At 56.2% G+C, this 14,819-nt stretch carries 18 protein-coding genes; 4 read left to right on the top strand and 14 right to left on the bottom strand.

What is annotated here, in order from left to right; genetic code table 11:
* The first annotated feature begins 40 nt into the window (after positions 1-40).
* A complete protein-coding gene (locus GNG27_RS02380; RefSeq protein ID WP_156265025.1) occupies positions 41-1,006 on the top strand; it encodes a DMT family transporter in 966 nt (321 codons plus the stop codon).
* Between the two features lie 116 nt (positions 1,007-1,122).
* Here GNG27_RS02380 and GNG27_RS02375 read toward each other — a convergent pair whose 3' ends face one another.
* The gene (locus tag GNG27_RS02375) at positions 1,123-2,772 is read right to left on the bottom strand and encodes a methyl-accepting chemotaxis protein (RefSeq protein ID WP_156262761.1); all 1,650 of its coding nucleotides are present in this window, start codon (positions 2,770-2,772) and stop codon (positions 1,123-1,125) included.
* 242 nt (positions 2,773-3,014) lie between these two features.
* On the opposite strand from GNG27_RS02375, the gene ytfE reads away from it, so the two are divergent.
* Positions 3,015-3,677, top strand: a complete 663-nt coding sequence (gene ytfE / locus GNG27_RS02370; protein ID WP_106994067.1) for an iron-sulfur cluster repair protein YtfE — start codon at positions 3,015-3,017, stop codon at positions 3,675-3,677.
* A gap of 65 nt (positions 3,678-3,742) precedes the next feature.
* Here the strand turns inward: ytfE and cycA are convergent, their stop codons facing one another.
* Both cycA and fklB read right to left on the bottom strand, forming a co-directional pair.
* Complete coding sequence (gene cycA / locus GNG27_RS02365; RefSeq protein ID WP_142487979.1) at positions 3,743-5,152, bottom strand: D-serine/D-alanine/glycine transporter; 1,410 nt, start codon at positions 5,150-5,152, stop codon at positions 3,743-3,745.
* Positions 5,153-5,458: 306 nt separating this feature from the next.
* Positions 5,459-6,079 carry an FKBP-type peptidyl-prolyl cis-trans isomerase gene (gene fklB / locus GNG27_RS02360; RefSeq protein ID WP_185902404.1) on the bottom strand — a complete coding sequence of 207 codons (621 nt, stop codon included), beginning with the start codon at positions 6,077-6,079 and terminating at the stop codon, positions 5,459-5,461.
* 231 nt (positions 6,080-6,310) lie between these two features.
* On the opposite strand from fklB, the gene GNG27_RS02355 reads away from it, so the two are divergent.
* Positions 6,311-6,946, top strand: a complete 636-nt coding sequence (locus GNG27_RS02355) for an OapA family protein (RefSeq protein ID WP_142487977.1) — start codon at positions 6,311-6,313, stop codon at positions 6,944-6,946.
* Positions 6,947-6,969: 23 nt separating this feature from the next.
* On the opposite strand, the gene GNG27_RS02350 is transcribed toward GNG27_RS02355, so the two are convergent.
* The 5 genes from GNG27_RS02350 to rpsF form a co-directional block, all read right to left on the bottom strand.
* Positions 6,970-7,911 carry a DMT family transporter gene (locus GNG27_RS02350; RefSeq protein WP_142487976.1) on the bottom strand — a complete coding sequence of 314 codons (942 nt, stop codon included), beginning with the start codon at positions 7,909-7,911 and terminating at the stop codon, positions 6,970-6,972.
* Between the two features lie 152 nt (positions 7,912-8,063).
* Positions 8,064-8,513 (bottom strand): 50S ribosomal protein L9, encoded by a 450-nt coding sequence (gene rplI, locus GNG27_RS02345; protein ID WP_142487975.1) that lies wholly within the window; start codon positions 8,511-8,513, stop codon positions 8,064-8,066.
* Between the two features lie 41 nt (positions 8,514-8,554).
* Entirely contained in the window at positions 8,555-8,782 is a 228-nt protein-coding gene (gene rpsR / locus GNG27_RS02340; protein WP_000135199.1) for a 30S ribosomal protein S18, read from the bottom strand.
* A 4-nt stretch (positions 8,783-8,786) separates the two neighbouring features.
* Positions 8,787-9,101 (bottom strand): primosomal replication protein N, encoded by a 315-nt coding sequence (gene priB, locus GNG27_RS02335; protein ID WP_006178996.1) that lies wholly within the window; start codon positions 9,099-9,101, stop codon positions 8,787-8,789.
* Positions 9,102-9,107: 6 nt separating this feature from the next.
* Complete coding sequence (gene rpsF / locus GNG27_RS02330) at positions 9,108-9,503, bottom strand: 30S ribosomal protein S6 (protein ID WP_011915632.1); 396 nt, start codon at positions 9,501-9,503, stop codon at positions 9,108-9,110.
* A gap of 343 nt (positions 9,504-9,846) precedes the next feature.
* On the opposite strand from rpsF, the gene yjfY reads away from it, so the two are divergent.
* On the top strand, positions 9,847-10,122 hold the full coding sequence (gene yjfY, locus GNG27_RS02325; RefSeq protein ID WP_142487974.1) for a DUF1471 family protein YjfY: 276 nt from the start codon (positions 9,847-9,849) through the stop codon (positions 10,120-10,122).
* 79 nt (positions 10,123-10,201) lie between these two features.
* On the opposite strand, the gene GNG27_RS02320 is transcribed toward yjfY, so the two are convergent.
* Genes GNG27_RS02320 through ulaA form a run of 6 tightly spaced genes read right to left on the bottom strand, consistent with a single transcriptional unit; the run spans position 10,202 to position 14,610 of the window.
* Positions 10,202-10,888, bottom strand: coding sequence for an L-ribulose-5-phosphate 4-epimerase (locus GNG27_RS02320; RefSeq protein ID WP_156262760.1), 687 nt, complete (start codon positions 10,886-10,888; stop codon positions 10,202-10,204).
* Positions 10,875-11,741, bottom strand: coding sequence for an L-ribulose-5-phosphate 3-epimerase (locus GNG27_RS02315; protein ID WP_156262759.1), 867 nt, complete (start codon positions 11,739-11,741; stop codon positions 10,875-10,877). Before GNG27_RS02315 ends, GNG27_RS02320 begins: the two co-directional genes overlap by 14 nt.
* A 9-nt stretch (positions 11,742-11,750) precedes the next feature.
* On the bottom strand, positions 11,751-12,401 hold the full coding sequence (locus GNG27_RS02310; RefSeq protein WP_156262758.1) for a 3-keto-L-gulonate-6-phosphate decarboxylase UlaD: 651 nt from the start codon (positions 12,399-12,401) through the stop codon (positions 11,751-11,753).
* A gap of 12 nt (positions 12,402-12,413) precedes the next feature.
* The gene (gene ulaC, locus GNG27_RS02305) at positions 12,414-12,881 is read right to left on the bottom strand and encodes a PTS ascorbate transporter subunit IIA (RefSeq protein WP_156262757.1); all 468 of its coding nucleotides are present in this window, start codon (positions 12,879-12,881) and stop codon (positions 12,414-12,416) included.
* Positions 12,882-12,891: 10 nt separating this feature from the next.
* The gene (gene ulaB, locus GNG27_RS02300; RefSeq protein WP_108476136.1) at positions 12,892-13,197 is read right to left on the bottom strand and encodes a PTS ascorbate transporter subunit IIB; all 306 of its coding nucleotides are present in this window, start codon (positions 13,195-13,197) and stop codon (positions 12,892-12,894) included.
* Between the two features lie 12 nt (positions 13,198-13,209).
* Entirely contained in the window at positions 13,210-14,610 is a 1,401-nt protein-coding gene (gene ulaA, locus GNG27_RS02295) for a PTS ascorbate transporter subunit IIC (RefSeq protein ID WP_142487969.1), read from the bottom strand.
* Between the last annotated feature and the right edge of the window lie 209 nt (positions 14,611-14,819).

The raw sequence follows: 14,819 nt of genomic DNA, 5'->3' as shown, positions 1-14,819 counted from the left end.
TTCTACACTGCCAGCAGGTTCAGCGAAAATGGATAGAAAAATGGTTAGCGGCGTGTTGTATGCCCTGCTTGCAGGGTTGATGTGGGGGCTGATTTTTGTCGGCCCGTTGATTGTGCCGGAGTACCCGGCGGCGTTGCAGTCGATGGGGCGTTACCTGGCGCTGGGGCTGATCGCCCTGCCGATCGCCTGGCTCGGCCGCGTGCGGTTACGCCAGCTTACCGGTCGCGACTGGCTGACCGCGCTGGCGCTGACCATGATGGGCAACCTCATCTATTACATCTGTCTGGCGAGCGCCATTCAGCGTACCGGGGCCCCCGTCTCAACGATGATCATCGGCACGCTGCCGGTGGTGATCCCGGTGTTCGCCAATCTGCTCTACAGCCAGCGCGACGGCAAGCTGGCATGGTCGAAGATGGTGCCCGGGCTGATCGCCATTGCCCTGGGGCTGGCCTGCGTCAACATTGCCGAGCTGCGGCACGGCGTGGCGGGAGGCAGCGGCTGGCGCTATGTCTCGGGGATCCTGCTGGCGTCGGTGTCGGTGGTCTGTTGGGCATGGTATGCCCTGCGTAATGCCCGCTGGCTGCGGGAAAATCCGGACAAACATCCGATGATGTGGGCTACCGCGCAGGCGCTGGTAACGCTGCCGGTATCGCTGCTGGGCTATCTCGCCGCCTGCGCCTGGCTGAACGTGCAGCAGCCGGACTTCGCCCTGCCGCTGGGGCCGCGTCCCTGGGTCTTCCTCGGGCTGATGGTGGCGATTGCCGTCTGCTGCTCGTGGGTAGGTGCTCTGTGCTGGAACGTCGCCAGCCAGAAATTGCCGACGGTGATCCTGGGGCCGTTGATCGTTTTCGAAACCCTGGCCGGACTGCTGTATACCTTCCTGATGCGCCAGAGTCTGCCGCCGCTGTTAACCGGCACGGGGATTGTGTTGCTGGTGGTGGGAGTGGTGATCGCGGTCAGCGCGAAGCCGGAAAAACCCCTGGTCGTTCCGGCTTCGGAGCTGTAGATATTGCCCGGCGGCGCTACGCTTGCCGGGCCTACGGTTTCCCAGGCCGGGCAAGGCGAAGCCGCCACCCGGCAGGTTTCGTAGGCCGGGTAAGCGTTAGCGCCACCCGGCGTCTGTCAGAAGGTTTCCCAGTTAGCGTCCGTTGTGGCCAGCACCGGTTTCGCTTTTGCGGTATAGGTTTTTACTGGTGCCGCTTTGGCCGCCTGACCGTGAACAATCTTAAACACCGCCACCGCCTCGTTCAGGCGCGCCGCCTGCTCTTCCAGCGCTGCCGCCGCCGCCGCAGACTCCTCAACCAGCGAGGCGTTCTGCTGGGTGACGCGATCCATTTCGGCCACCGCCTGACCCACCTGGTCGATACCGCGGCTCTGCTCATCCGAAGCGGAAGCGATTTCGCCCATGATGTCAGTCACGCGGGTGACGGCGCTGACGATTTCCGCCATCGTCGCGCCGGCTTCATTCACCAGTGCGGAACCCGCGCTGACGCGCGCGCCAGAGTCGTCAATCAGGCCTTTGATCTCTTTCGCGGCCTGGGCGCTGCGCTGGGCCAGGGTACGGACTTCCCCTGCCACCACCGCAAATCCGCGCCCCTGTTCGCCGGCACGTGCCGCTTCTACCGCCGCGTTCAGCGCCAGAATGTTGGTCTGGAAGGCGATGCCATCAATCACGTTAGTGATCTGGGCAATCTTGCTGGAGCTGGTGGCGATCTCGTCCATGGTGCGCACCACGCCTTCAACCACGTTTCCGCCTTTCTTCGCGGTAGAGGAGGCATCCAGCGCCAGCCGTGACGCCTGACGGGCGTTATCGGCGTTCTGCTTCACGGTGGCGGTTAACTGCTCCATGCTGGCTGCGGTCTCTTCCAGCGAGGCCGCCTGCTGCTCGGTGCGGGAAGAGAGGTCGTTGCTGCCTGCGGAGATTTCACCGGCGCCGGTGAAAATGGTATCCGCCCCATCGCGGACCACGCCCACGGTGTTGGCCAGCGCCTTTTGCATTTCGTGAACGTTATGCGCCAGCAGCGCCATTTCATTCTGACCCCGGGCATCGATCGGTTGCGTCAGATCGCCGGCGGCAATGGCGCGAATATGCGCAATCACCTCATGCAGCGGCTTCAGCAGCACGTTGCGCATGGCGATCCAGCTGGCGACAATCACCGCCACCACAACCACCATAATGGCCGAGAGGATCCACAGGATACGCTGGTAGTCGTTCTCGTTATCGGTGATGCCCGCGCTGGTCAGCTTCGCCTGCGCTTCACGCCATTCGCGGTATACCGCCTGCATCGCCACCTGCTTCTTCTCGGCATTCTGCTTGAACATATCGTCCAGCTTGCCCTCGGCCAACAGCGCGTTCATTTTCGTCAGCGTGGTGTGGTAAGCGCGATACTGCTCTTCCAGCCGATCGGCCAGCTTCTCATCCATGCCCGGTGTTTCCGGCAGGGCATAGTATTTGTCGTAGTGCCCCTGCGCTTCGGCCAGCAGGGATTTCCCGGCGGTGACCAGCTCGCCCAGCTGCGTGCCGTTGATCTCGGTCGCCGTACTGCTTTGCAGACGAAGCATGCCGCGGTTAAGGGTAACGCGCGCCTGGTTCAGACTGATCCACGCGTCGGTAAACTCTGCCACGTTCTGGCTTGACAGCTGGGAGACGGTGAAATTGCTCTTATCATTGTTCAGGGCATTGATAAAAACCGTCGCGGCGATGATTTGCATCAGCCCGAGCACCAGCAGTACCGAGACTAACAGGGTGATTACTTTAATCCGTTTAAACATTCTTAACCTTATGTGCAGGACATTGTCTGTTGAGGACATATCGGCAGAGCAGGCGTGTTATTTAACGTTTCGTGGTCTAACCACCCTATTTTTTGGAAATAATCAAATCCATTCAGCAAGTTAAACCATAAGAAAGTTTTGTGAATTATCCTCCTTTTTACCCTCTGCTCCTAAAGGGTTATATCTTCACCTTAAAGATGCATTTAAAATGCATCTTATCAAATAACGATGAGGTAACGACCATGGCCTTCCGCGACCAACCTTTAGGCGAGCTGGCGCTCTCCATCCCACGCGCTTCCGCGCTGTTTCGTAAATACGATATGGATTACTGCTGCGGCGGTAAGCAAACCCTGGCGCGGGCGGCATCGCGTAAGGAACTGGATCTGGACCTCATCGAAGCTGAACTGGCGAAACTGGCTGAGCAGCCGCTGGAAAAAGACTGGCGCAGCGTGGCGCTGGGCGAAATCATCAATCACATCATCGTCCGCTACCATGACCGCCACCGTGAGCAGCTGCCGGAACTGATCCTGCAGGCGACCAAAGTTGAGCGCGTCCATGCGGAGAAAGCCTCTGTCCCGCGCGGTCTGGCGAAGAACCTGACCATGCTGCACGAAGAGCTCTCCAGCCACATGATGAAAGAGGAGCAGATCCTGTTCCCGATGATCAAACAGGGGATGGGTAGCCAGGCGATGGGGCCCATCAGCGTGATGGAAAGCGAGCATGACGACGCCGGTGAACTGGTGGAGGTGATCAAGCACATCACCAACAACGTGACCCCGCCGGCGGATGCCTGCACCACCTGGCGCGCAATGTATAACGGGATTAACGAGATGATCGACGACCTGATGGAGCACATCAGCCTCGAGAATAACGTGCTGTTCCCACGGGCGCTGGCCGGGGAATAAAAAAAGCCCGGTGGCGCTAGCGCTTACCGGGCCTACAAACGGCAACCGACGTTGCCGTTTCGCTTTTACCTTACGCCAGCCATTCTTTTCTTACCAATAAACAGCCAGCCCAGTCCCAGCGCGATAAACCACAGCGGCGTCACGATCAGCGCCTGACGGGTATCCTCTTCCAGAGTCAGCAGCACCAGCACAAACACGAAGAACGCCATGCAGACCCAGCACATCAGCTTGCCAAGCGGCATCTTGTAGATGGATTTTTCATGCAGGTGCGGACGCTGTTTGCGGTACACCAGGTACGAGCACAGGATGATGGTCCAGACGAACATGAACAGGATCGCCGAGACCGTGGTGATCATGGTGAACGCGCCAATCACGCTTGGGTTCACGTAGAGCATCACCACGCCGCCCAGCAGGCAGATACAGGAGAAGGTCAGCCCTTTTGCCGGTACCGCACGCTTTGAGAGCTTGGCGAACGCGCTCGGCGCCACGCCTTCCTGCGCTAGGCCGAACAGCATACGGCTGGTGGAGAACACGCCGCTGTTAGCCGACGAGGCCGCGGAGGTCAGCACCACGAAGTTAATCAGGCTCGCCGCTGCCGGCAGACCCACCAGCACAAACAGCTCAACGAACGGGCTCTTGGTTGGGACAACGGAACTCCACGGCGTGACCGACATAATCACGATCAGCGCGAAGACGTAGAACATGATGATACGCACGGGAATCGAGTTAATCGCCCGCGGCAGAGACTTCTCAGGATCTTTGGTTTCAGCAGCTGTCGTACCTACCAGCTCAATCCCCACGAAGGCGAAGACCGCAATCTGGAAGCCGGCAAAGAATCCGCTCAGCCCTTTCGGGAACCAGCCGCCGTCATTCCACAGATGGGAGAACGAGGCCTCAACGCCGCTCGGGGAGGTAAAGTGGGTCATCACCATCACCAGGCCGACCACAATCAGGCCAACGATGGCGACGATTTTGATCATCGCGAACCAGAACTCCATCTCACCGAACATTTTTACGGTGGCGAGGTTAAGGCTCAGCAGCAGAACAATTACCGCCAGCGAGGCAACCCAGTCCGACAGCCCGGGGAACCAGAACTGCGCATAGGCCGTAATGGCGACGACGTCGGCCATCCCGGTGACCACCCAGCAGAACCAGTAGGTCCAGCCGGTAAAGTAACCCGCCCACGGCCCGAGAAGGTCGGAGGCAAAGTCGCTGAAGGATTTGTATTCGAGATTCGAGAGCAGCAGCTCTCCCATTGCCCGCATCACGAAAAAGAGCATAAAGCCGATAATCATATAGACAAAAATGATCGACGGACCGGCAAGGCTGATGGTTTTACCTGACCCCATAAACAGCCCGGTGCCGATGGCCCCGCCGATGGCGATAAGCTGAATATGACGGTTTGTGAGATTACGCCGTAGCGACTGTTCAGACGGTGCCTCTTCGTCGGCAACGACTTTTACCTGATCTACCATGTGATGTTTTCCTGTTGTAACTGCCTGTGTTGTTTAGGCTCTTCTGGCCCTTTATTACGTCGAAAAGCGACGGTCCGATTAAGGACTCATCGATATTAGGTAAGAATCGGCGGGATGAATACTATGAATTAAATATTATGTTAACAATATGTTGAAAGTGAGTGTCATATCACTTAAGCAACGCAAAACAGCTCACAAAAATACACTTAATGCGATCATTTGCAAGATAATCTGTTGATTAGCGCGTAACTATAGGTTTTTTAACTGATTTCCTCTCCCCTGCTGGGGAGAGGAAAATGCGCGGAATTACAGAATTTCCAGCAGCTCGACTTCAAAGACCAGGGTGCTGAATGGCGGAATGGACGCGCCTGCGCCACGCTCGCCGTAGGCCAGGTTCTGAGGGATAGTCAGTTCCCATTTGGAGCCAACCGGCATCAGGGTCAGAGCTTCGATCCAGCCTGGGATCACGCCGTTTACCGGGAATTCAGCCGGTTCGCCGCGGGCAACGGAGCTGTCGAACACGGTGCCGTCGATCAGTTTACCGGTGTAGTGCACGCGAACGTGGTCGGTACGTGCCGGGATTGCGCCGTCACCCTGATTGATCACGCGGAACTGCAGGCCGGTTTCAGTGCTGTTCACGCCTTCGCGCTCACGGTTTTCTTCGAGGAACTTCTCGCCTGCCGCTGCCATCTCTTCAAAACGCGCGCGACGGACGGTGTCAGCACGCTCGTGGATTTCGCGCAGCGCGCGGTGAACCACATCAACCGGAACCGCCGGGTGCTTACCTTCCAGCGCATCGGCGATACCCGCCACCAGCGCTTCCGGTAACAGACCCTGCAGACCTGATTCGCTCAGCTGCTGTCCTACCTGCAAACCAATACCGTAGCTTGCCTGCGCTTCGATTGTGTCAAAAGTCGGGGTGGTCATGGGATTTCCTTCCATCACATTTAAAGTAGCGGGCAGCATAACAGCCACCTTCCATCCGGTAAAACTTTGTCTTATGGAAAGATGACAAATTGCGATGAAACGGAAACAATAGAGACTATCTGGATTTTTCCCGAATGTGTGTCACGGAAGCCGGCTTTGCAATGCTCATCAGGCAGTTAGCAAACTATACTTCTCGGGACAGGAAAAAAGACGCGGAGCAGGAGGAGAGCCATGCCCGGGCCATTTGAACTAAAACCTACCCTGACGAAAATCTGGCATGCGCCAGACAACTTTCGCATCATGGACCCGCTGCCGCCCCTGCACCGCAGAGGCATTATCATCGGTGCGCTGATGGTTATTGTTGGTTTTCTGCTGCCAGGCGCTGACGACAGCGCGACAGCGCCTGTGCGCCGGGATGCCGAACTGGATTTCCGTTCGCAGACGCAGCCGCAGCCCGATAGCCAACCGATGCAGACGCAGCTGGTTTCCCCCTCTAACGATCCGGGCCAGATGGCGCCGGTTGAGCCGGAGCCGATTCAGGAAGAGCAGCCCCAGGAGCAGGCCGCCGCGCCCGTGCAGTCGCAGCCGGTGCCGGGTATCGAACAGCAGTGGCGTTCCTACCGCGTAGAGCCGGGCAAAACGATGGCGCAGCTGTTCCGCGATCACAACCTGCCGCCGACCGATGTCTATGCGATGGCGCAGGTTGAAGGTGCGGGCAAGCCGCTGAGCAATCTGCAAAATGGTCAGATGGTGCAGATCCGCCAGAATGCGAGCGGCGTGGTGACAGGGCTGACCATTGACAGCGGCAATGGTCAGCAGGTGCTGTTTACCCGTCAGTCTGACGGCAGCTTTATCCGCGCTAAATAGCAGTCCGCCCGGTAGCGCGTTGCTTACCGGGCCTGTTTTCCACTCACTTTGTTGACCCACCAGATCCCCGAGCAGACCAGCACCAGCGCCACGGCATATTTGATCTCAAGGATATTCTCCCCGAGGAAAATCGCAGAGAGGACGGTTCCTGCCACCGGCACTAAGAAGTTGAATGGCGCAATCATACTGACGCGGTTGTATTTCAGCAGCAGACTCCACAGCGCAAACGCCACCGAGGAGAGCAGGGTCAGATAACCGAGGATGGCCGCCGCTTTGACGCTGGGTACTGCCAGCGTTCCGCCTGTGATATAGCCTCCGACAACCAGCATCACCCCGCCTATCGCCAGCTGCCAGCCGGTCATCACCATCGGGTCGACCGTCTGAGAAATACGTTTGCCGTACAGCGTGGCGGCTGAAAGGATAAACGCCGCCAGCACCACAAACCCGTCGCCGTTCCAGACAAAATGGAAGTCCTGCAGGCCGCTATTGAAGTTCACGATCATCACCCCGGCAAAACCGAGGATACAACCGAGGGCTTTGTTGTAGCTGATCTTGTCGTTCTGATAAATAAAGTGCGCCAGCATGACGCTAAAGAAGGTGGCGGTCGCGTTCATGATCGACCCTTTGGCACCCGTCGTGTAAGCGAGACCGATATAAAAGAACGTGTACTGGATAGCCGTCTGCGTCAGGCCCAGTACCGTCAGCTGTCCAAACTGCCGCGGGCTGAGTCGACCAATTGGCTTGCGCTGGGCAAGGGCTAACAGCAGCAACAGCAGGCCGGCAAACACAAAGCGATAACCCGCAAAGACGACTTTTGATGAAATATCGTTGGTCGCAATCTGAAAGAGTTCGTAGCCGCTTTTAATGGCGGGATAGGAGCTTCCCCATAACAAACAGCACAGCGTCGCGCTGGCGAAAACGATGTTTTTACGGGCAAAAATCGGCGTGGGCAGAACGGAGTCCATAGCAAATCTCGAAGATAAAATGGCGTTTCATTTTATTATCAGAGAACGCGGCAGGAATAGCTACCCTGGAAGGTAAAAGGTGGGACAGGGCGCGTTAAAAAAGCAAAACGCCGGCACAAGGCCGGCGCTTCGACGTGGTGACGAGTAATTACTTACTCAGCAACAACGTTAACAACCAGTTTAGCGAAGACTTCGCTGTGAACCTGGAAGTCCACTTCGTGCTCACCGGTGGTACGCAGAACGCCGTTCGGCAGACGAACTTCGCTCTTAGCCACTTTAACGCCAGCTGCAGTTACTGCATCAGCGATGTCGCGGGTACCGATGGAACCGAACAGTTTACCTTCGTCGCCAGCTTTAGACGCGATGGTAACAGTGCCCAGTGCGTTGATTTCTTCAGCGCGAGCGTTAGCAGCCGCCAGAACGTCAGCCAGTTTGGCTTCCAGTTCAGCACGACGTGCTTCGAAAAACTCTACGTTTTTCTTGGTAGCAGGAACAGCTTTACCCTGTGGAACCAGGAAGTTACGAGCGTAGCCCGCTTTAACGTTTACCTGATCACCCAGGCTGCCCAGGTTTGCTACTTTATCAAGCAGAATAACTTGCATTACCTTATCCTCTTAAAGTCGTATTAATGGACCGTGCCCGATTACTGATGACGATCAGTGTACGGCAGCAGGGACAGGTAGCGAGCGCGTTTGATAGCGCGAGCCAGCTGACGCTGGTATTTTGCACGAGTACCGGTGATACGGCTTGGGACAATCTTACCGCTTTCGGTGATGTAGTTTTTCAGCGTTGCGATATCTTTATAGTCGATCTCTTGAACGCCTTCCGCGGTGAAACGGCAGAACTTGCGACGACGGAAATAACGTGCCATATGGCTAGTCTCCAGAATCTATCAAATCAATCTGCTCGGCATGCAGAACCATTTTGCTCAGACCGTTCTTTGCCTTGTGGCAAGAGATGAACCCCTGAACGGTTACTGCGCTACCGACCGTTATACTGTGAGTAATGGCCTGGTTTTCGTGTCCGCTAATAATAACGGGCATTTGGCACCACGCCTGCCGGTGAAACCCGGCTTCCTCCTGCACTGAACGATGCTCAAGCACGAACTGGCAGTGAGGAATTCCTGATGGGCTGACCTTACGAAGGGGGGTCCTGCACACGGTACCGGACAACACCAGACGGTTGGTCATCAGAAATTACTCTTCAGAATCCCCAGCATCAGAATCATCTGCGGTTTCGTTTGCGAAATCATCGCGACGCTCACGGCGCTCGTCTTTCGCTTTAACCATCGGAGATGCTTCGGTCACTGCGTTTTTGGTACGCATAACCATGCTGCGGATAACGGCATCGTTGAAGCGGAAGTTAGTTTCCAGCTCATCGATCGCTTCCTGCGGTGCTTCAACGTTCAGCAGAACGTAGTGAGCTTTGTGCAGTTTGTTGATCGGATAAGCCAGCTGACGGCGGCCCCAGTCTTCCAGACGGTGGATCGTGCCTTCTGCTGCAGTGATTGCACCAGTGTAGCGCTCGATCATACCCGGAACCTGTTCGCTCTGGTCAGGATGGACCATAAAAACGATTTCGTAATGACGCATCGAATTGCTCCTTACGGATTATTCAGCCTCCTGTCTGGGTCAGCCGAGGCCCGGGGAGGCAAGGAACGTGTTAAAGGTCGGCTGAAAAATTGACGCGTCATAATACTTGCGGACCCCTGGAAACTCAAGCGCATTGCACAAATAATTCGCACAAAGCGCAAAGCTCGTCTAAGTGGGTGATTTACCATAGCTCACGGACGATCGCGGCGCTTTTTTGAACAACAGCATCAGAAATGGTCGCCATTGCCCACCAGATAAGGGGTTACACTTTAATCAGACCCCTTCTGAGGACAAAACCCGAAGTGATTATCGTCGCACCGTAGTTTGTCGTGGAGCGCATATCATGAAAAAGATAAACCTTGCCATTCTGGCTGCGCTTTTGCTCAGTGCAAACGCGACAGCAGCGATTCAGGTTGACGGCCGACAGGCCAGGAATATGGATGATGTGCAAAGTCTGGGCGTCATTTATATCAACCACAACTTCGCTACGGAAAGCGAAGCAACAGAAGCCATTACTGCAGAAGCCGAAGCGCGGGATGCCCGCTACTATCACGTCATGCTCACCCGTGAACCGGGCAGCAACGGCAATATGCACGTCAGCGCAGATATCTACCGGTAATGCTTTGACGCTAGCACCAGGAAAGCCAACAACGAAAATATTGTCATAGTCTAATTAGCCCCCTGCCCGGGGGCTTTTTTTATTTTTGCCCGTAATAGGCGTTCGGGCCATGCTTGCGCATAAAGTGCTTGTCCATCAGGTAGCTGTCTATAGGTTGCAGATGAGGGTTGATGCCGCGGGCTATCCACGCCATTCGCGCCACCTCCTCCATCACCACGGCATTATGCACGGCATCGTGCGCATCTTTACCCCAGGCGAAGGGGCCATGCTGATAGACCACTATCCCCGGCCTGTGCAGCGGTTCGCTCTCACCCAGGGTTTCAACGATCACCCTGCCGGTATTGAGTTCGTACTCCCCCTGCACCTCCTCTTCGGTTAATGCCCGCGTACAGGGAATATCGCCAAAAAAGTAGTCTGCATGGGTAGTGCCCAGTGCCGGAATAGCCAGCCCCGCCTGCGCCCAGGCCGTGGCGTGGGTGGAGTGGGTATGCACCACGCCGCCAAGGGAGGGGTAACGCCGGTACAGCGCCAGATGGGTCGCGGTATCGGACGAAGGCCGCCACTGGCCCTCCACCACTTTGCCGTCGAGATCCACCACCACCATGTCTTCCACACGCATAGCCTCATAGGCCACGCCGCTGGGTTTGATCGCCACCAGCCCACGGTTCCGGTCAATCGCGCTGACGTTTCCCCAGGTAAAGGTGACCAGAGCGTAACGCGGCAAATCCATGTTTGCCTCAAATGCCTGCTGTTTAAGCTGCTGCATTTTCGCCTCCCATAAGCCCGGCCCGCGCCATCCGCTCCAGCACCCAGTCCCGGGCTTTTGCCACCTCTTGCAGCGGATCTTCTGCGGTTTCGCTCCACATCTCAATCAGCCAGGGCCCGCAATAGCCACTCTCTTTCAGCGTCTGGAAACAACGCTCAAAATCCACTACGCCACTGCCGAACGGCACGTTTTTAAATACGCCTGGCCGCGTGTCTTTGACGTGTACCGCCACGATATGACCAATACCCGCCTGTAGCTCCATCTGAACGTCGTTATCCCACGCGGACAGGTTGCCGATATCGGGATAGAGCTGGAACCACGGGTTATTGAGGTAATGGGCATAACCCAGCGCCTTGCTGATGGAGTTCATCAGCGGGTAGTCCATGATCTCCATCGCCAGCGTCACCTGGGCGCGGCTCGCCATCTCGACGCTCTCTTTCAGACCATCACGGAAACGACGCCGCGTTTCGTTGTTGGCCTGCTGGTAATAAACGTCATAGCCCGCCAGCTGGATGACGCGGATCCCTACATCCTGGGCAAAGCGAATCGCTTTACGCATGATCGCCAGCCCCTGTGCGCGCACGGCGTCATCTTCACTACCCAGCGGAAAGCGACGATGGGCACTCAGGCACATTGAGGACACGCGCACGCCGGTTTCGGCCACCGCATTCACCAGCGCCAGACGCTGCTCGCGGCTCCAGTCGAGACGGGAAAGGCGCGCATCCGTCTCATCCACCGACATTTCGACGAAATCGAAACCCAGCGATTGCGCCAGTTTCAGTCGCTCGAGCCAGCACTCCCCGCCGGGGAGTGCCTTTTCATAGATACCTAGCGGCACCTGCTTGCTTAACATAACCGCTCCTTATCCCCACAGCTGGGCAATGGAACGTTTAAACTGGCGCGCCGCTTCCACCGGCGAAGCAGCATCACGAATGCTGCGCCCGGCGATAAAGACATGAATCGGGATACCTTTGAACAGCGGCAGATCCTCCAGCGCCAGGCCGCCGGTGACGGTGACCTTAAAGCCCATCTCCGCCAGGCGCTTAACGGCACTGATATCCGCATCACCCCAGGCGACTCCCGCGGCCTGCGCATCGCGGCTGCGGTGATAGACCACCTGCTGAATGCCTGCATCGCGCCACTCTTCCGCCTGCTTCCAGGTCCAGAAACCGGTGAGTTCGATCTGCACGTCGCCGTTAAACTCTTTAGCAACGTCCAGCGCCCCTTTGGCGGTATTGATATCCGCACAGCAGATCACTGTCACCCAGTCGGCGTTAGCTTCGAAGCACATCCGCGACAGGATTTTGCCCGCATCTGCGATCTTGGCGTCAGCCAGCACAATTTTGTGAGGATAGAGCGCTTTCAGATCGCGCACGGCGCGAACGCCTTCCCCCACGCACAGAATGGTGCCCACCTCGATGATGTCCACCTCTTCGGTGATCAGACGTGTCGTTTCGTAAGCGTGGGCCAGAGTTTGGTTATCCAGCGCGACCTGCAACATTGGTAATGACATTTCCGTTCCCTCTTAAAGTGCCGCCGCAGTGGCGTTATCGATTAAATCCAGGACGTCCTGCCCGGTGCGGCAGGCGCGTAATCGGTCAAAGTTGGCTTCATCTTCAAACAGATTGACGATCTGCATGATGCCCACCTCCTGATGGGTGTTGGCATCGACGGCCGCCATGGTGATGAGGATATCGACCGGATCGTTATCTTCATGGTTAAACACCAGCGGCGTTTTCAGGGTGACCAGGGCGAAACCGGTTTTTTTAACGCCCTCTTCCGGACGGCCATGCGGCATCGCCAGCCCCGGGGCAATGACAAAGTACGGCCCAAACTGCTCAACGCCATCGAGAATGGCCTGGTAATAGCGCGGCTCAACAACATCAGCCTTAACCAGCAGGTCAACGCTCAGCTTTACCGCTTCCTGCCAGATGCTGGCCTCGGCCTGTAACAGGATTGAGTCATTTTCAGCCAGCGAATCACGGAGTTTCATATGGTTCCCCTTACTTCACGTCTTGTGGAAAGTGCTCTTTGATCACTTCCAGCAGTTTTGGGCCAAAGTCCGCAGGCGACAGCATGTTGCGCACCCCCACCACATATTTATTGCCTGTGACGCTGATTTCACCGGCGATATGGGTAGAGGCAATGATGATGTCCGCGCCGTTCAGTTCACTTTTGTATTCACCCACCGCACAGCTGTTCACCGTGTGGTCAATGTTTGACTGGGTTAAAAATTGGTCCACTTTCATCTTCATGATCATGGAGCTACCTTGCCCATTGCCACACACAGCCAGGATACGTACGGTCATAGTCAAAACTCCTTAGTGAGCAGAAACTTCTGCTGTTTGTTGTTCCGCATCTTCTTCCGCCCGCAGCGAACGGCCAGCGAAGAACATATACGCCAGGGCAATCAGAATAATGACGGCCATAAAGACGATGCCGAGGGAGGCGAAGCCCTGCATCATTGGCGGGGCCAGAATTGACCAGTCGGCCATCCCCATCCAGGCGCTCATGCCGGTGAGCTTGACCGCCCACACGCAGCCGAAGATTTCAATCATCCCCATCACCAGACAGATCTTGAGCGCCGCGCGCCAGCCGCCAAAGTGGTTAGCAAACACGCCAATGGTGGCGTTGGAGAAGAACATCGGGATAAAGCCTGGAATGATGAGGATGGAAGAGCCGCAGCCCACCAGAATACCGACCGCAATCAGCTGACCGATGGTGCCCCACATAAAGCCCCACACCACCGCATTCGGCGCAAAGCTATAGATAGCCGCACAGTCGATCGCCAGAACCGCGCCGGGGATCAGGCGCTGAGAGATACCGTTGAAGGCTTCGGAGAGCTCGGCCACGAACATGCGCACGCCCTGGGTAATAATGAAAATGGCCACCGCAAAAGAGAAACCGGTTTGCAGGATGTAGATCGTCCAGTGGGTTTTACCCGCCATCGCCTGGACAACGTCAATCCCGAACGAGAGCAAAATCGCGCCGAAGAAGATGGTCATGACTATCGCCGTCGAGACGATGTTGTCGTGGAAAATATTCAGCCAGCCCGGCAGCTTGAGATCTTCCACGCTCTCCTCTTTTTTGCCGAGGTAAGGCGCGACTTTATAGGCAATCCAGGAGGCGAACTGCTGCTGGTGGCCGATGGAGAAGCCGCAGCCGTCAGTCACTTCCTGGGTTGGCTTGAACATCATGTTGGAGGTGATACCCCAGTAGAGCGACACCAGCACTGCCGTACAGATGATGGTGGTCCACATTGGGTAGCCGCAAATATAGAAGAAAACGGCAATTAGCCCGGCCTGCTGGAACATGATGTGGCCGGTCAGCATGATGGTACGAATGCCTGTAATACGGCGCAGCAGGACATAAATAATGTTCAGCGCCAGCGCCAGCAGCACGGCGTATCCCACCCAACTGTAGGCATCGCCCATGCGTTCGATGGTGGCCATCATGGAAGCATAGGTGTCTGATATGGCGCCGTTGATGCCATAAACTTCGGACATTTTGGCGACAACGGGCTTAAAGGTGCTGGTTAAAATACCTGAACCTGCCTGAAGCAGCATAAAACCGATGATGGTCTTAATGGTGCCTTTGATTATCACGCTCACGCTTTTACGCAGCAGGATATAACCCAGGCAAGTCACGATACCCAGCAGCAGCGGGGCATTGGTCATGACCTGATTAAAAAAGACGGTAAAGACGCTGTAGAGGATCTCCATAACACTCTCCGGTAAAGGCAGTACGATGCGTAGTGCTCGTACAACAGGCCACCACTCTAGTAATCACAAATAATCACCACAAGATTGTATTTGATTATTTGTGACGCATCACGCAAATTACTTCCCTGCGCAGAGCAATGTCTTTGCCGACGATAGAAATACTTAATACAAATCATTTAATTTCAATAAGATGTGTAAATATAACGGCT

Origin of the sequence: Leclercia sp. 119287, from assembly GCF_009734485.1 — a bacterium.
Classification (GTDB): Bacteria; Pseudomonadota; Gammaproteobacteria; order Enterobacterales; family Enterobacteriaceae; genus Enterobacter; species Enterobacter adecarboxylatus_C.
The sequence above is the reverse complement of the archived record's forward strand: the minus strand, read 5'-3'. Positions and strand labels throughout refer to the sequence as shown.

What these genes read in the sequence shown, in the direction of transcription:
- GNG27_RS02380 (WP_156265025.1), top strand. Translation starts at nt 41, where the DNA reads ATGGTTAGCGGCGTGTTGTATGCCCTGCTTGCAGGGTTGATGTGGGGG.
- GNG27_RS02310 (WP_156262758.1), bottom strand. Translation starts at nt 12,401, where the DNA reads ATGTCATTACCAATGTTGCAGGTCGCGCTGGATAACCAAACTCTGGCC.
- GNG27_RS02355 (WP_142487977.1), top strand. Translation starts at nt 6,311, where the DNA reads ATGCCCGGGCCATTTGAACTAAAACCTACCCTGACGAAAATCTGGCAT.
- rpsF (WP_011915632.1), bottom strand. Translation starts at nt 9,503, where the DNA reads ATGCGTCATTACGAAATCGTTTTTATGGTCCATCCTGACCAGAGCGAA.
- cycA (WP_142487979.1), bottom strand. Translation starts at nt 5,152, where the DNA reads ATGGTAGATCAGGTAAAAGTCGTTGCCGACGAAGAGGCACCGTCTGAA.
- rpsR (WP_000135199.1), bottom strand. Translation starts at nt 8,782, where the DNA reads ATGGCACGTTATTTCCGTCGTCGCAAGTTCTGCCGTTTCACCGCGGAA.
- ulaB (WP_108476136.1), bottom strand. Translation starts at nt 13,197, where the DNA reads ATGACCGTACGTATCCTGGCTGTGTGTGGCAATGGGCAAGGTAGCTCC.
- priB (WP_006178996.1), bottom strand. Translation starts at nt 9,101, where the DNA reads ATGACCAACCGTCTGGTGTTGTCCGGTACCGTGTGCAGGACCCCCCTT.
- fklB (WP_185902404.1), bottom strand. Translation starts at nt 6,079, where the DNA reads ATGACCACCCCGACTTTTGACACAATCGAAGCGCAGGCAAGCTACGGT.
- GNG27_RS02320 (WP_156262760.1), bottom strand. Translation starts at nt 10,888, where the DNA reads ATGCAGCAGCTTAAACAGCAGGCATTTGAGGCAAACATGGATTTGCCG.
- rplI (WP_142487975.1), bottom strand. Translation starts at nt 8,513, where the DNA reads ATGCAAGTTATTCTGCTTGATAAAGTAGCAAACCTGGGCAGCCTGGGT.
- ulaC (WP_156262757.1), bottom strand. Translation starts at nt 12,881, where the DNA reads ATGAAACTCCGTGATTCGCTGGCTGAAAATGACTCAATCCTGTTACAG.
- GNG27_RS02315 (WP_156262759.1), bottom strand. Translation starts at nt 11,741, where the DNA reads ATGTTAAGCAAGCAGGTGCCGCTAGGTATCTATGAAAAGGCACTCCCC.
- GNG27_RS02375 (WP_156262761.1), bottom strand. Translation starts at nt 2,772, where the DNA reads ATGTTTAAACGGATTAAAGTAATCACCCTGTTAGTCTCGGTACTGCTG.
- ytfE (WP_106994067.1), top strand. Translation starts at nt 3,015, where the DNA reads ATGGCCTTCCGCGACCAACCTTTAGGCGAGCTGGCGCTCTCCATCCCA.
- ulaA (WP_142487969.1), bottom strand. Translation starts at nt 14,610, where the DNA reads ATGGAGATCCTCTACAGCGTCTTTACCGTCTTTTTTAATCAGGTCATG.
- GNG27_RS02350 (WP_142487976.1), bottom strand. Translation starts at nt 7,911, where the DNA reads ATGGACTCCGTTCTGCCCACGCCGATTTTTGCCCGTAAAAACATCGTT.
- yjfY (WP_142487974.1), top strand. Translation starts at nt 9,847, where the DNA reads ATGAAAAAGATAAACCTTGCCATTCTGGCTGCGCTTTTGCTCAGTGCA.